Genomic DNA, 13,927 nt, shown 5'->3' with positions numbered 1-13,927 from the left:
CTCAGTGCGGTGAATGAAGTCGTAGTCTGACAAACCGGTCAGCAATAAAAAAAGGAGGCTATCGCCTCCTTTTTTATTGCCTGTAACACACTGATAATTATTAACTTTATTGTTTATGCATTCGCATATTGATCACGCTAAGAAAAAAATTCCCAGCAATGGGGCTTTTTTTGGTTTACAGACGCCACTGACAACCACATATTACCTGTGGATTATAATGTTACTGAAGGATCGATATATGGCTTTACAAGGGAAGTTTGTAGTCAACGATGCTGATTTTTCACCGCTGAGTATATATGGCGTCGGGACGTTTCTTGCTTACTCCGGAAAAGATGCATACCGGAACCGTGGCGGATGTATAGGGGTTCCCAGCCTTGGACCTATTCCACCAGGCCGATATTTCATTGTGGATCGCCCAACAGGCGGCGCAAGGGGCGTTTTGCGTAACATAGCAAAGTACTCCTGGACATGGGTCACGCCAACGCCAACTATAAAAGCTGAATGGTTTGCCCTTTATCGTGAGGATGGAAGAATTGATGATCAAACCTGGATCAACGGCGTTGAGCGGGGAAACTTTCGGCTTCACCCTCCCGGCCCTGCTGGTGTTTCTCTGGGATGCATCACCTTACAACACCGTGCAGACTTCACAACAATTCGTCAGTCGCTCATAGCGACGCAGCAACTTAAACTGGCAAACGGCTTGCTTTCTTATGGCATTATTGAGGTTACGTTGAATGGAAGCGAAACGTGTCCCAGTGGCATTTAAAATACTGACCGGCGGAGTGGTTTTCGTCCTGTTCTTCTTACTATTTCGCCCTTCAAATCCTATGACAGCCGCAGAGTATGAATTCTGGAATACAACAGCAAACAGCTTTGGCGATCCCGATGTGGAAGGATTTATCGGGCTTGCACTACTGATAACCGATGCCATCTTTACCCTTCTGTCATACCAGCTGATTATCAGGATGCTTGAAAAGCGCATGAATAAAAAACCGGACTGAAAAAAAGCCAGCTCTGTGGCTGGCCCTCTGGCTTTGGTTCCCTGGTCGTTGTCGTCGTATCGTTAGCGAAGTGACGTGAAGAAAAGGTGATAACAGTTATCACAAAGTTCATGATCAAGAGCGGCCACCTGCCAGCGGGTCAGGCAACACACGTATTGAGGCACACTTTCGCCAGCCATTTTATGATGAACGGAGGCAACATTTTGGCACTACAAAAAATTATGGGTCACAGCAACATTCAGCAAACTATGGTGTATGCGCACTTCGCGCCTGACTATCTGAGTGACGCGGTTAAATTTAATCCTCTGGAGCGCTTATGACGGACGAAGAAGAAAAACGATTATTGGAAATGGCTCAAGCCAAAATCGACAAACTGAATGAGGCAGCCAGAAACAGCCGTTTAGCATTCCAAGAGCAAGAAGAAAGACGCTTAAAGCAAATCACACCTGAGATACTTTCTGAATTTCTTATCGAAAGAGGGGCAAGCCAGCAATGCCTGAGTTGTGGCTCTACAGACATCTTTATCCCCGAAACCCATAAATCACGAAAGCGTGCGATTGAAAAGCCAGATTACTTTTCATCACTACCTACTGAGGAAAAAGGCAAGGTTATTATGGGGGGTCTTGACCGTTTTGTAACATACTCACGCATCGACTGTGACAAAGAACTAAAAGTCTGGAATGCCCAGTTTATAGCACACTGTCAAAATTGCGGCCTGATGACACATTACCGGGCAATGTCAGTTGTCGCCTGGCATGAACAGAAACAAGGATTGAAGGAAGAATAACAATGGATCATAATTCTGAAAACATCGTGCCCCTGTTCAAGCACTCTGGCAAAGATAACGGCACAGGAGGAGGAGGAGACGGGATGGACGGAATAATTAAAAAGGTAGAACAGCTGGAGAAAGACACCCACCAAATCAAGGTTGATATGGCTACCCTAACTGAACGATCACAAAATTTTGCCAGCAAATCAGCCCTTGAAGCGTTGATTGAACGCTCAGCGCATTTTGCCACTAAAGCGGATCTTGAAATATTAAGAACTGAAAACGCTTTAACACGCGCTGATCTTGTGAAAGAGATCTCAGCCAGTGAAAGCCGCCTGAATACTAAAATAGACAGTATCAATAACAGGATTATCTGGACACTACTTGTACCAGCCCTGACGGCAATAATCTTGTGGTTTCTAAAAGTTGCCGTCCTCAAAGTGTGATCCACATTTTGACCCAACCGCTTTTTTTTAAGGATTTTCGATGAGGTTCAATGACCACACAAGTCACTTATTCAACTTTAACCTATTGTTTTATAGACATTAAAAAGGAGGCCCTCGCCTCCTTTTTGCTTATTAGTGTTCCTGCGGTTTATCCTGCTTATCCGGATCCTTGCGCTCAACGGTCGAGATCGTTGAGCGCAGCTTCTTCACCTGATCTGCAGTAACCGCTGGCGCGTTGTTACCCCAGCTGCTGCGAACGAAGGTTGACAGATCCGCCACCTGCTGGTCATCCAGACGCCAGCCAAAGTCCGGCATGGTCAGGCCGGTGACGGCCTGATGCGTGACCGCCGCTTTCCCACCCCGCAGCACAATACTGATCAGCGAAGAGGGATCCTCACTCAACAGTACCGGGTTATGCGCCAGCGCCGGGAAGGTGTGGCTGTAGCCTTTCCCATCCGTACGGTGACAGGCGGCACAGTTATCCATATACACCTGCGCGCCCGGCTTGCTCATATCCCCTTTCACCAGGGCAACTTTGGTCGCCTCATCGGCTTTTGGGGCCTGAACCTGTGGATCGGATGGCTTCAGGCTTTTCAGGTATATCGCCATCGCGTTCAGATCCTGCTCGCTGAGATGCTGGGTACTGTGCTCTATCACATCCGTCATCGAACCAAATGCTGCGGTGTTGGCGGTCCAGCCCGTTTTCAGGAAGCTGACCACATCCTGCTGCGACCAGCTGCCAATCCCTTCCTTCTGATTACCGGTCAGATCCGGCGCATGCCAGCCTTCCAGCGTGCCGCCGGTAAGGTAAGCGGCGTCTTTCTGATCCAGCGCTTTTTCCTGATAGCCGATCCCGCGTGGCGTATGACAGGTGCCGCAGTGCTCCAGCCCCTGAACCAGATACGCGCCCCGATTCCACTCCGCGCTCTGGCTGCTGTCCGGCTGGAAAGGCTTATCATCATGAAACGCCCAGTCCCACACCATCAGCGGCCAGCGCATATTCAGCGGCCACGGAATATCACTGTCGCGGTCGGGTTGATTAACCGCAGGAACTTCCTTCATGAAGTAGTCGTAAAGCGCGTGCATATCTTCATCATTCACTTTCGCAAATGAGGTATAAGGCATCGCCGGGTACAGCCGGTGGCCATCCTTTGCCACCCCTCCACGCACCGCTCTGGCAAAGTCGTCATAGGTGTAATCACCGATGCCGGTCTGCTTATCAGGCGTGATATTGGTGGAATAGATGTCCCCGACCGGCGTCGACATCTTCAGCCCACCGGCAAAGCTGGCACCACCGGCAGCCGTGTGGCAGGCCGCACAATCTCCGGCCTGAGCCAGATAATGCCCACGACTGACCGGAGCCTCTGTCGCAGGAGCAGTCGCCGTCGCAGCAAGCGCAGGAACCGTGGCCGAAGCCAGACCGGCAAACAGCAAAGAAGTTAACCATCCAGAATGTTTGATCATGATTTCACCTGCTAAGCCTGAACCAGCGGGCCGGGGTTGGCCAGATACTGCGTACGAATGGCGTTGGCTGCAAACAGCGCCGTCGCCCCCACGATCCCGGTCGGGTTATACGCCAGGTTCTGAGGGAAGCAGCAGGCTCCCAACACAAACACATTTGGCACATCCCAGCTTTGCAGGTACTTGTTAACCACACTGTTTTTCGGGTTGTCGCCCATGATCGCGCCGCCGGTGGTATGCGTGGACTGATAAGGCCGCACGTCGTAGTGCGCATTCATTCCCATAAAGCCCACTTCGTAATGAGCAGGCGCGATCGCCTTCACGATCCCTTCCGCCTTCTCCTTGATGAAATTGGTCATCTTCAGTTCGTTCTGCTGCCAGTCAAAAGTCATCCGCAGCAGCGGCTGACCGTGGACATCGCGATAGGTTGGGTCGAGATCGAGATAGCACTGTTTGTAAGGCATCACCGAACCAGAAGAACCCACCCCCATCGTGTGCAGATAGTTATCCTTGATCGCCTGCTTCCAGCCCGATCCCCAGCGTGGTGCCGATTTCGGCGTGCTAATCTGCTGGATCGGTCTGCCACCGGTGGTGGTGGCCGAAATGGTCGCCCCACCGACAAAGCCCAGGCTGCCGTGGTCGAAGTTTTCCGCGTTGAAGTCATCCATAAACACCGAGGTGGCTCCGGTCGCGGCAAAGGGATTAAATATTTTATCTTTGTTAAAGAAGAGTTTAATACCGCCATTCATCTGGTAGGCATAGTTTTTCCCCACCACCCCTTCGCCGGTTAACGGATCGTACGGCTTACCAATTTTGGACAGCAGCAGCAAACGAACGTTATTCAGCTGGAAAGTGCTTAACACCACGATGGAAGCAGGCTGTTCAATTTCCTGCCCCTGTGCATCGATGTAAGTCACACCAGTGGCTTTGGTACCGGTAGAATCCGTGTTTACACGGATCACCTGGGACTGAGTGCGTAACTCGAAATTCTTAAACTGATTGAGCGCTGGCAGCACCGTACTTTGTGGCGACGCTTTCGAGTAGTTAAAGCAGCCGAAACGCTCGCAGAAACCGCAGTAGTTACAGACACCCAGCTGAACGCCGTACGAGTTGGTATAGGATTCCGTACAGATCGCTGCAGGCTCGGTAAACGGATGATATCCCAGACTTTCTGCGGCCTGCGCAAACAGCTCGCCACCATACTGGCGCTTCTGTGCTTTGGTTGGATAGGCGTCCTGACGCGGAGCTTCAAAAGGATTTCCCCCTGCCACCTTTTCGCCTTTGAGGTTACCGACATCCCCTGAAGCCCCGCAAATTTTCTCAAATTTGTCGAAGTACGGCTCCATTTCGGCGTAGGTGAACGGGTAATCCTGCACGGTCATATCCTGCGGGATAAAGCCTTCGCCATACTTCTCAATCACCGTGCTACGCATTTTCAAATCCGCCTCAAGCGGACGCCACAGCATGCCGTTCCAGTGCACACCAGCACCGCCAACACCATCGCCAGGGAGAAAAGAGCCAAAGCGACGATAAGGCATTGCCGTGTCGGCCGTCTTGTGGCGAACCGTCACGGTCTCTCTCGCCGCATTCTGGAACAGCTTCAGGCGGATGCCATAAGTCAGTTCGTCGGTATTACGCGGGTAAGCAAAATCAGGGTAAGTATCACGCTGCTCGCCACGCTCAAGCGACAGAATCTTCAGCCCGGTGCTTGCCAGTTCCATTGCCATCAGGGATCCGGTCCAGCCGAAGCCAACGATCACCATATCAACGGGATCTTTTTTAATTACTGCCATGATTAAACGCTCCGTTTGCCTGAAATACTCACCGGTCCCAGCGGATAAGGCTGGTTAGGATGGTCCATTTGATCCTGGAAGTCGGCGCGTGCGCCAGGGAAGCCAATCATTTTCCAGGAGGCCAGCGTCTGATTACCGCCGTGCATCGGATCGGCAAGGTAGCCCTCTTTGGTGTTTTCCAGCAGCTGTTCGAAGAACAGTTTGCCAGGCACGTTAGCAAAGGTGAGCTTGCCGCCATCCAGTTCATGCAGCACGGTTTCCTGCTGGTCAGCGCTCAGGTCGGCAAACACCTTCTGAAACTGCTGCTGGCAGTGCTGATTAATCGCTTTGATCCCCTGACGATAGGTTTCGCGCGGGACAAGGCTGGACTGGTAACCCAGTTCCGGGATGGCACTGGCAAACGGCGGGTGCATATACCACAGATGGCCATAGCCATAAGGCAGCTCCATCTGTTTGTCGATATAGACCGGTACGCCCTCACTCACCGCACCGGGGCCGTTGCTGTCAGTGGGAATAAGTCGATCGCAGGCGGCCAGAATAAAGCGCCATTCATCATTGTTGAAATAGGTGGGAACATAATGGGCGGAGACGCCCTCAGACTGCGGCTCAGCGGCTGGCGCTGAGAGCGCGACAACGGTGCTGCCTCCGGCCGCTGCGAGGGGGATCAGCGACAGGGTTTTCTGCAGGAAACGCCTTCGCGAAGGCACCTGCTGATCGGTTTTTTTTTCCATGACGACATTTCCAGTGCAAGCGTACCGGGAGAAGATCCCGACACAATAGTTACTTTAGTAATTGTTTTATTGCTAACTAAAAGGTCGTTGATAAAATAACCGTTAACGATTTTATGGAGAAGTGACTCGCAAGTTAAAAATGTTAACTTATGTTTCTGGTATGGTAGATTTACAGCACTTTACATTCTGTAGAATCGATTCAACCAGTTGAAAAATAGAGTTATTTTCAAAAAGTGCTCTTTATGCTTTTTTTGTATAACGGATCGACTGGTATTTGGCTTAAATCGCCTTTTAAAGCCCGGGGGAAATAAAGATGCAGAAAGAGAGGGAATGCCGGCGCGAGGGAGAAGTCAGGCCGCAGCAATCAGCGGCCTGAAAATCAGACTGGCAGGGAGAGCCGGTAAAACTTGCTGTCGACCTTCATTAACGGGAATGCCGCAGGCAATGTGTCCGGTTGCACTTCCTGAAAACCATTTTTCTCATAAAAGCGATGCGCCGCCAGAAATTTACTGGTGGTCCCCAGAAAAATATCGCTGAGTTTCTGCTGAGAGGCATGGCCCAGCAGCGTGTTCAGCAGGGCATTAGCCACGCCTTTATCCCTGCCCCGCCACGCTTCGGCCACAAACATTTTACGCAGTGCTGCCTGCCGGTTACCGATATCCTTCAGGCCGATACAACCCACCACCCGATCACCATTCAGCGCCAGCCAGAAATCGCCGCTGCCGGACTGGTAAAAGTTTCCGATATCGCTGAGATCCGGTTGCTGCTCCGCGCTGATTTCGATGCCAAATTCTGCGTTCTGGATCGGCAGAATTAACGCCACCACGCCCGACTGAAAGCGCGGCTGATAACGCGCCAGTGAAACATAGTCCATGCTCATAAGTTCCGTTCCAGCTGTTCGGTGGCAATTAACCGCACTGTTTGTGGCATAAAATGGCCCTTAAAATTCCCAAAGGTGTTTTCACTTTAGCAGCTAAATTACGGTTTTTTAATCCCCAGTAACGCGCAAGCTTCCTTCACTGAGCGGAAATTTAACGCCGCGGCAGTGCATCCGAAACAGCCTCGCAAGGTGTGCCCCATTGGCGTAAGCGTGGTGCCCTTGCGCTGAATCAGATAGAAAGTGGCCTTCAGCATTTTTTCTTTAATGTTCAAAGGCATCAGCTGATTGCCAAGAATGGGATCGGAAATCACATCGAGCGACAGGATGCTGATAAAATCGCTCTGCGCCACCAGACTGGTGCAGGCCATAAACGTTTCGCAGGTGACGCTGATGGCCGGAGCCATGCCCATGTCGGTGAACAGCTCGTGCAACAGGCGATAGTAACTGCCTTTGGGCGTTGGCATGGTCCAGTCGCAGTGCAACAGCTCCGCCAGCTATATGGTGCTGTTTATTGCCTTCTTCAGCCATATATCATCCGATGCCGCACTGGTGGTGATGTCGCCCTTTCTGCCGCTGTTCCTCGGATTTCTGCAGCGTTACCGTAAAGATGCGCAGCTCGGCACTTACTACGTGCTGATTATCCCCTATCCGCTGGTGTTCTTCAGCGTGTGGATCCTGCTGCTGCTGGCGTGGTATGCACTTGGGCTGCCGATTGGGCCGGGGGTGTATCCGGGGATGCCATCATAATAAAGTTCTGGCGTGGGGAAGTTTTAACAGCGTGCTGGCGATAGCAAAGTGCTGGCGCAGGTTGCCCGTAAGGACGCCAAAAGCGCCCTCGGTGGCAGCCGGACTCGTGCCATCCGTGACACGAGACGCTTTATTCCCACCCTGTGCTACCCGAGCTTTGGGGTAAGTCGCTGCCTGAAACAAAAGGCAAAGACAGGGTCTTAGCTCCCCCCCGAGCGTTGAACTTCGTCGCAGCCTGCAGCAAAAGGCAAATAGACCTTTAGCTACCGTGATGACCGGCGCTGGCCGCAGCAGAAAGATCCAGCCGCTGCCAGAAATTCTGCTCAGGCGTGTTGCCAGAGAGCGGATAACCCCCCGCCAGCGCGGTCGATACCATCAGGTGACGACGCTGCGCATCGCTCAGATGTGGCAATACGCTTTTCAGCAGCACTTCCGCGCCTTCCGGCGCCACTACCGGAACCTGCTTCACTTTTTCCTGCGGCAGGTTGTAGCTCATGGTGTAGCGGTAGAAGGTCTTCATCTGCGGAGCCGTGTACGGATCGGCTGCGCCCTGCGGTTTAGCACAAGCTTGCAGGGAAGAACCACACTCTTTTTCCAGCGCGTCGCGCAGCTGCTGACGGGCCTCGACGAACAGCTTACGGTAAGCAGGATCGTTCAGATAATGGGCAACGTTACGCTGCGCCACCATTCGCGATCCCATCAGGTCAATCGGGTAGTGCACGCCCAGCACCATACGCGAGTAGCCGTAGCGGGCAGCGCGATCGACCAGCGGCACAAAGCGCTCTGGCAACATCTCACCCAGCAACAGGGCATCGGTATAAGCGGTATTGGTGTGGCCGCTCGGGTAAGAGCCTTCAGTCGCTTTATAAGGAACGTTATCCTTAACCACCGCCGTGTCAGGCACAAAGTGGATGGTGTTGCCAGGGATCAGGAACGGGCGCGGGTTGTTGAACTCTTTCTTCGCCACGCTGGTGCTCACTTCGCTGGCTTTGATCAGCGCAGCGGCTTTGCCGATTTCACCTTTGTTGTAGGCATTCAGGAATGCCTGACCCAGGTTTGGCCCCAGCGCATCGGCGAGGAAGAACAGATGATTCTGCCCTTCAGCATCGATCAGCGCCTGCATACGCTGGCCCTGAGTGGCGTTCAGGTTTACGTCTTCCACCGTTTTCAGGCTGGCGGCGACAGTCGTTTTTGGCAATGTCGGGAAAGAATTAAGCAGTTTGATACCCGCCTGCTGGTTCTCTTTTTTACCGAAATCATAGTTGCTCTCTTTCAGCCACTTTTTATCGGCCAGCGTTTTGCTCTGTTTGGTCTCTTCAACCTGGTCGCGCGTCAGCGTGCTGGCATCCCCTTTCAGGGCGTTGATCAGGGACTGCTGAATCGCGGCATCAAACGCCACAAACTCTGCGTTATCGCTGGCTGGCGTGGTTGTATTCACGATAGCGCGGATGTGATCCAGTGAGACAGTGGCCGTTTTTGCCTGGGCCAGCTGGCTGACCAGCAGCGCGGCGGCCAGCAGAGTGTAACGAGGGCGCATTGCCGTTCCTTATAAAACTGAGGGGGTTAAGTAACTGCAGTCATGCTGGAAGACAAGTATGACAGAAATAAGACAATGCATACTTTGTTACCAAATAGCGCCAGAACTTAATTTCGCTGTTTCAGCTCAACACTGCCGAAGCGCGCGCCGCCATTTCCTGTACCTCATAAGGCGAGACAAAAGCAGCCACTACCTGGCGTGCGCGCGTGGCGCGGATCAGCTCATACTGATAGCTAAAATGCCCATCGAAGTGGCATTGGACTTTACCTTCCCCCCTTCAAACTGAACCAGAATATTTTGCACCCTGTTATTTATACTGTGAGTTTTATCACTTGAGTAAGCGATCCAATCAAACTTCGTTAAAATTAACGAAGGCATTCATAATGATGTATTTCAGTGCGATGATAATCATGTAAAAAACATGAAATGAAAAATAGAAGGAGATATCAGACTCTCTCCTTCTGAAAAATATCAAACTATCAGCAACGAATAACTTATCCCACGATCGGCTTTTTAGTCTTATCCAGCGCATTCATAAAAGTATCGTCGAGATGCAGGTGCTGGCGCACCAACTCCGGCGGCGTGGAGGCCAGCCACTGATTAAGGGAGATATCGGCGTAATAACTGCTTTTGAACAGTTCGAGAAAGCGCAGCGGCTTATTACCGGTGTTTTCCACATAATGCCCCATCGCAAACGGTACGTAGCCGACATCCCCGGCGCGGAAATCAAATGTCCTTGCCTGTCCGGAAGAGGCAAACACCCCCATCCGGCCTTCGCCTTCAAGATAGTATTGCCACTCGTCGGTGTTGGGATGCCAGTGCAGTTCACGCATCGCGCCAGGCTGCAACTCCACCAGCGCGGCGGCGATGGTTTTCGACGCTTTGAAGGTTGATGAATCGGTAATGCGCACCGTGCCGCCTTTCAGGGTAATCGGCTTTTGCGCCATCATCCGGTGGCTGAACGCCATGGAGGAACGTGTAGCGCCTGCTATCGCATCGTCACTCAGGGCGCCAGGGGCATTGGCGGCAAAAATATATTCGTCGGCCGGGGATGGCAGCTTGCTGAACGTCTCTGCCGGCACGCCGAAGTTTTTCGCCAGCACGTCAGGTGGCACATGCTTAAACCAGTCGCTCAGCAGGAAGGTGCTGTCCTCATCAAAACTGCCACTGTCAAAGGCCAGCAGGAACTCACAGCCATCCGGCCCCAATCCCTGAATGGAGTGCGGCACACCCGACGGGAAGTACCACAGATCGCCCACGCCCACATCATCAACAAACCAGTTTCCGTCGACGTCCAGCGCGGTAATACGCGCCTTACCGTAAAGCATGTAAGCCCACTCGCCCTCTTTATGCCAGTGCAACTCGCGAATACCGCCAGTGTTCAGACGCATATTCACGCCAGCAATGCTTTTCGACACGCCCAGCTCACGTTCGGTAATCTGCCTCGTCCAGCCACCAGAGCCTTTACGGACGTGGGAATCACTGTAGGAGAAACGCAGATTTGGCAAGGTGCCGCTGTCAGTGGAAGGAGGGTTGACGATGTCCGGGTTTTCGCCCTGCCGCAGCGGATCGTTCGGCCCCGGATCGCTGCCGCCCATTTTGCCCGTCCAGGGCTGAGCCACTACCGTCTGGTCATGCGCGTGAACCTTGCCAGCAGCCAGTGCTACCGTTCCACCGGCAGCAAACGCCATAAAACTGCGGCGAGTTATTGGATTCATTTTGAGCTTCCTTGTGTAGGGTTATCAGATAAAACCACCGCAGTGATCAGCGGTGACAAATAAGAATAACTACACAATAAAAGTTCATCACTCTCGTCACGCACTGGAATAAAGCTGAAATGTAAAAAGAAAACCATCAATAACTTTCATCATTACTTCAGAAATGTTTATAAAAAACTGCACTTTTACCCCTAAAAAGGGTATGGACAAGCTGCATCCAGCCTGTTTTGCAGAAGCAAACTTCACTCCAGCCGCTTCGCCATCAAATTCTTTTATTAACCGGGCCTGAACAAATAACATATATGCTTACAGCTCAGCCCCTTCTGCTGCCTTTGAGCCTCAATCCCTTAACCCGGCATCGCAGAAGCAGGTAAAATTCCTTTTTCGCCAGACTCAAAACAGGTCAGACTGATGAAGTTCGATTTGGACATAACTTTCCGCAAACTGCACATTTTTATGGCTTTTATGCAGCGGGGTAATATTGCCCGCACTGCCGAAGCGCTGGGGATCAGCACAGTCAGCGTGCACCGCGCACTGCACACACTTGAGGAAAATGTCCGCTGCCCGCTGTTTATCCATCAGGGAAGAAATCTGGTACCGCTGCCTGCCGCGCATACCCTGTGCGAATATAGTCAGGAAGCGATGGACGTGATGTCCCGTGGGATTGAAGAGACAAGGAAAACGGCGGGGATCGGTCAGGGACGCATCCGGCTGGGAACACTCTACTCACTGACGCTGCGCACCGTGCCGCAGCTGATTATGGGCATGAAGCTACGCCGTCCGGATCTGGAACTTGAGCTGACAATGGGCTCCAACCAGACGCTGCTGGCCAAGCTGGATGAGGGTTTTCTGGATGCGATCCTGATTTCGGTGAGCGAGGGGGAGATCGATCTGAACCGCTATGAAGTGTTGCCCCTGTTTGAAGATGATATTTTCCTGGCTGCTCCGGCCTCTTATGAGCTTGATATGCAGGCGCTGGCCGATCTGCGCGACTTCCGTCAGCATAAGTTTGTCTCGCTGGCTGAGGGTTTTGCCACCTACCAGGGGTTCAAAGAGGCCTTCAACATCGCCGGATTTGAGCCAGATATTGAGATGCAGGTAAACGATATTTTCTCGCTGCTCAGCCTGGTGCAGGCGGGCGTCGGGCTGACGCTGATCCCGGGCAGGATGAAAAGCGTTTACGAGAATGCTGTTCAGCTGCTTAAGCTGGCACCGCAGTATCAGATGCGGCAGGCGCTGGCGATTGTTTTTGAGCGCAACCGCGAGCACGATCCCAACCTGCTGGCGCTGGTGGCAGAGGGCAGGATGTACAGCCGCCAGCGGCTCAGCGCTGACTCCGCAGACGGCTAGCCAGCGTCAGGGCCAGCTGGCTGCCACCCTGTTCCAGTGACAGCACTTCTCCGGCGGTGAAAGCCTGGCGGGTCAGACCCGTCAGCACCGATCCGGGCGGCATCTCTATCGCCAGTCGCACTTCCCGCTCGTTGGCTGCCACCATCGCCTCGTGCCAGCGCACGGTGCGCGACATGTTATAAGCCAGATCATCAGCAATCTGCTCCGGCTGCCACAGCACCCGGCCGCTGCTGCCACTCAGCCAGGCACAGCGCGGGCGCTTAAGCGTCACGCCTTTAAAGGCTTCGGCCAGTTTTGCCGCCGGTTCTGCCAGCAGCTCACAATGTGAAGGCACGCTGACCGCCAGCCGGTGAGCCTTTTGCGCCCCTGCTTCCAGCGCTTTATCCGCCACGGCTTTCATCGCCGCCTCACTGCCCGCAATCACCAGCTGCCGCTCGGCGTTGATATTGGCTATCCAGCTGTCATTGCCCAGCAGCGGCTCCAGCTGGTTCAGCGACAGGCCGATAATCGCGGTCAGGCCGTAGCCCTGCGGATAAGCCTGCTCCATCAGCTCACCGCGTAGAGCCACCAGCCGGAGCGCATCATCAAAGTCCAGCGCTCCGGCCACCACTGCCGCCGGATAAGCGCCAATCGACAGGCCGCTGGTCATATCCGGTTCCAGCCCCTGCGCCTGCAATGCGCGGGCATGTGCCACCCCGGCAATCAGCAGACAAAGCTGCACTGCCCGCGTGTGGCGCAATGCGTCAGGCGTATCCAGCCGGTCGGCGGCTTCTCCCAGCACTTCGCTGGCTTCGCGCAGAATAGCTTCCCCGTCAGGTAAATCCTGCAACATGCCTGGCCGCTGCGGCCCCTGACCGGGAAAAGTCAGTAAAATTTTCATGCGGGTTCCTCCCAGGGCGTGGACGTCAGACAAGGCCCGTGGTTGGTTTTTAGCATGACCCGCCCGTCCCGCAGCCATTCCGCCAGCGCAAATGCGCCCTGTGGCGTCTCCACCTGCGTATCCACCCGGCACAACAGGCGCTGGCTAAGCTGCTGCCAGCGTCCCAGATCTTCCCCGGAAACTGGCCTGTCACAGCGGATCAGCAGATCCAGATCGCTGTCGGCATGCATCACCGGCACTTCAGTCGCCAGCGCATAGCCGACGCTGCCAGTGATACCCCACTGCCAGGGCCAGGAGTGCGCTGCCAGCTGAATCGCTGACTGCACCGGCGGCAGTGAAACGAAAGGCGAGCGCAGTAAAACTTCATTGCGGCTCAACTCCTCCGGGGCCGTGTGGCAGCGCACAGCGGAAGCATCCACCCACGCCGCCGCACGCTGATCGCGTCGCAGCCCACGCACGCCAACAGGAATACGGCCTCCGGCATCACTGTCACGCCGGACCACCAGCGGATAAGCCGATTGCCACTGGCTGGCCACCCACTCCGGCAGATCGCCCTGCAGGCGGTCGGCGGAGGTCAGCCATAACAAATCGTGTGCGCGGAAAGCCTGTTGCAT

General features: G+C 53.7%; 14 protein-coding genes and 3 pseudogenes. 7 read left to right on the top strand and 10 right to left on the bottom strand.

What is annotated here, in order from left to right:
- Positions 1-238 precede the first annotated feature (238 nt).
- The 5 genes and pseudogenes from GSQ70_RS22405 (at position 239) to GSQ70_RS22385 (ending at position 2,216) form a co-directional block, all read left to right on the top strand.
- Positions 239-766, top strand: coding sequence for a DUF2778 domain-containing protein (locus tag GSQ70_RS22405; protein WP_158784574.1), 528 nt, complete (start codon positions 239-241; stop codon positions 764-766).
- Positions 735-1,001 carry a hypothetical protein gene (locus tag GSQ70_RS22400; protein WP_158784573.1) on the top strand — a complete coding sequence of 89 codons (267 nt, stop codon included), beginning with the start codon at positions 735-737 and terminating at the stop codon, positions 999-1,001. The genes GSQ70_RS22405 and GSQ70_RS22400 overlap by 32 nt, the downstream gene beginning before the upstream one ends.
- A gap of 128 nt (positions 1,002-1,129) precedes the next feature.
- A pseudogene (locus tag GSQ70_RS22395) lies at positions 1,130-1,321 on the top strand (tyrosine-type recombinase/integrase); the annotation flags it as partial.
- The gene (locus tag GSQ70_RS22390; RefSeq protein ID WP_158784572.1) at positions 1,318-1,788 is read left to right on the top strand and encodes a hypothetical protein; all 471 of its coding nucleotides are present in this window, start codon (positions 1,318-1,320) and stop codon (positions 1,786-1,788) included. The pseudogene GSQ70_RS22395 and the gene GSQ70_RS22390, both read left to right, overlap by 4 nt.
- Positions 1,789-1,790: 2 nt before the next feature.
- A complete protein-coding gene (locus GSQ70_RS22385) occupies positions 1,791-2,216 on the top strand; it encodes a hypothetical protein (RefSeq protein ID WP_158784571.1) in 426 nt (141 codons plus the stop codon).
- A gap of 132 nt (positions 2,217-2,348) precedes the next feature.
- On the opposite strand, the gene GSQ70_RS22380 is transcribed toward GSQ70_RS22385, so the two are convergent.
- The 5 genes and pseudogenes from GSQ70_RS22380 to GSQ70_RS22360 all read right to left on the bottom strand — a co-directional run.
- Positions 2,349-3,680 carry a cytochrome c gene (locus tag GSQ70_RS22380; protein WP_158784570.1) on the bottom strand — a complete coding sequence of 444 codons (1,332 nt, stop codon included), beginning with the start codon at positions 3,678-3,680 and terminating at the stop codon, positions 2,349-2,351.
- Between the two features lie 11 nt (positions 3,681-3,691).
- Positions 3,692-5,470: a GMC family oxidoreductase gene (locus GSQ70_RS22375; protein ID WP_158784569.1), complete on the bottom strand. Its 1,779-nt coding sequence runs from the start codon at positions 5,468-5,470 to the stop codon at positions 3,692-3,694.
- 2 nt (positions 5,471-5,472) lie between these two features.
- Positions 5,473-6,201: a gluconate 2-dehydrogenase subunit 3 family protein gene (locus tag GSQ70_RS22370; protein ID WP_158784568.1), complete on the bottom strand. Its 729-nt coding sequence runs from the start codon at positions 6,199-6,201 to the stop codon at positions 5,473-5,475.
- 379 nt (positions 6,202-6,580) lie between these two features.
- Positions 6,581-7,081, bottom strand: a complete 501-nt coding sequence (locus tag GSQ70_RS22365; protein WP_233268441.1) for a GNAT family N-acetyltransferase — start codon at positions 7,079-7,081, stop codon at positions 6,581-6,583.
- Between the two features lie 108 nt (positions 7,082-7,189).
- Positions 7,190-7,575, bottom strand: a pseudogene (locus tag GSQ70_RS22360) (LysR substrate-binding domain-containing protein); the annotation flags it as partial.
- Positions 7,576-7,627: 52 nt separating this feature from the next.
- Between GSQ70_RS22360 and GSQ70_RS22355 the strand changes: the two are divergent.
- Positions 7,628-7,828 (top strand): annotated as a pseudogene (locus tag GSQ70_RS22355) (AbgT family transporter); the annotation flags it as partial.
- Positions 7,829-8,087: 259 nt separating this feature from the next.
- On the opposite strand, the gene GSQ70_RS22350 reads toward GSQ70_RS22355, so the two are convergent.
- From GSQ70_RS22350 to GSQ70_RS22340, 3 genes are all read right to left on the bottom strand, one after another.
- Positions 8,088-9,365, bottom strand: a complete 1,278-nt coding sequence (locus GSQ70_RS22350; protein WP_158784566.1) for a phosphatase PAP2 family protein — start codon at positions 9,363-9,365, stop codon at positions 8,088-8,090.
- A 494-nt stretch (positions 9,366-9,859) separates the two neighbouring features.
- On the bottom strand, positions 9,860-11,083 hold the full coding sequence (locus tag GSQ70_RS22345; RefSeq protein ID WP_158784565.1) for a cupin domain-containing protein: 1,224 nt from the start codon (positions 11,081-11,083) through the stop codon (positions 9,860-9,862).
- A gap of 96 nt (positions 11,084-11,179) precedes the next feature.
- A complete protein-coding gene (locus GSQ70_RS22340; protein WP_158784564.1) occupies positions 11,180-11,383 on the bottom strand; it encodes a hypothetical protein in 204 nt (67 codons plus the stop codon).
- A 111-nt stretch (positions 11,384-11,494) separates the two neighbouring features.
- On the opposite strand from GSQ70_RS22340, the gene GSQ70_RS22335 reads away from it, so the two are divergent.
- The gene (locus GSQ70_RS22335; RefSeq protein ID WP_158784563.1) at positions 11,495-12,433 is read left to right on the top strand and encodes a LysR family transcriptional regulator; all 939 of its coding nucleotides are present in this window, start codon (positions 11,495-11,497) and stop codon (positions 12,431-12,433) included.
- On the opposite strand, the gene mdcH is transcribed toward GSQ70_RS22335, so the two are convergent.
- Together mdcH and GSQ70_RS22325 are read right to left on the bottom strand one after the other, a co-directional pair.
- On the bottom strand, positions 12,408-13,313 hold the full coding sequence (gene mdcH, locus GSQ70_RS22330) for a malonate decarboxylase subunit epsilon (protein ID WP_158784562.1): 906 nt from the start codon (positions 13,311-13,313) through the stop codon (positions 12,408-12,410). The two genes, GSQ70_RS22335 and mdcH, sit on opposite strands and share 26 nt — an antisense overlap.
- Entirely contained in the window at positions 13,310-13,927 is a 618-nt protein-coding gene (locus tag GSQ70_RS22325; RefSeq protein ID WP_158784561.1) for a malonate decarboxylase holo-ACP synthase, read from the bottom strand. Before GSQ70_RS22325 ends, mdcH begins: the two co-directional genes overlap by 4 nt.

The organism is Pantoea sp. BAV 3049 (assembly GCF_009765445.1).
Classification (GTDB): Bacteria; Pseudomonadota; Gammaproteobacteria; order Enterobacterales; family Enterobacteriaceae; genus Erwinia.
The sequence above is the reverse complement of the archived record's forward strand: the minus strand, read 5'-3'. Positions and strand labels throughout refer to the sequence as shown.

Coding starts and splice junctions, on each gene's coding strand:
- GSQ70_RS22325 (WP_158784561.1), bottom strand. CDS start 13,927: ATGCAACAGGCTTTCCGCGCACACGATTTGTTATGGCTGACCTCCGCC.
- GSQ70_RS22400 (WP_158784573.1), top strand. CDS start 735: ATGGAAGCGAAACGTGTCCCAGTGGCATTTAAAATACTGACCGGCGGA.
- GSQ70_RS22375 (WP_158784569.1), bottom strand. CDS start 5,470: ATGGCAGTAATTAAAAAAGATCCCGTTGATATGGTGATCGTTGGCTTC.
- GSQ70_RS22380 (WP_158784570.1), bottom strand. CDS start 3,680: ATGATCAAACATTCTGGATGGTTAACTTCTTTGCTGTTTGCCGGTCTG.
- GSQ70_RS22335 (WP_158784563.1), top strand. CDS start 11,495: ATGAAGTTCGATTTGGACATAACTTTCCGCAAACTGCACATTTTTATG.
- GSQ70_RS22350 (WP_158784566.1), bottom strand. CDS start 9,365: ATGCGCCCTCGTTACACTCTGCTGGCCGCCGCGCTGCTGGTCAGCCAG.
- GSQ70_RS22345 (WP_158784565.1), bottom strand. CDS start 11,083: ATGAATCCAATAACTCGCCGCAGTTTTATGGCGTTTGCTGCCGGTGGA.
- GSQ70_RS22405 (WP_158784574.1), top strand. CDS start 239: ATGGCTTTACAAGGGAAGTTTGTAGTCAACGATGCTGATTTTTCACCG.
- GSQ70_RS22390 (WP_158784572.1), top strand. CDS start 1,318: ATGACGGACGAAGAAGAAAAACGATTATTGGAAATGGCTCAAGCCAAA.
- GSQ70_RS22385 (WP_158784571.1), top strand. CDS start 1,791: ATGGATCATAATTCTGAAAACATCGTGCCCCTGTTCAAGCACTCTGGC.
- mdcH (WP_158784562.1), bottom strand. CDS start 13,313: ATGAAAATTTTACTGACTTTTCCCGGTCAGGGGCCGCAGCGGCCAGGC.
- GSQ70_RS22340 (WP_158784564.1), bottom strand. CDS start 11,383: ATGTTATTTGTTCAGGCCCGGTTAATAAAAGAATTTGATGGCGAAGCG.
- GSQ70_RS22365 (WP_233268441.1), bottom strand. CDS start 7,081: ATGAGCATGGACTATGTTTCACTGGCGCGTTATCAGCCGCGCTTTCAG.
- GSQ70_RS22370 (WP_158784568.1), bottom strand. CDS start 6,201: ATGGAAAAAAAAACCGATCAGCAGGTGCCTTCGCGAAGGCGTTTCCTG.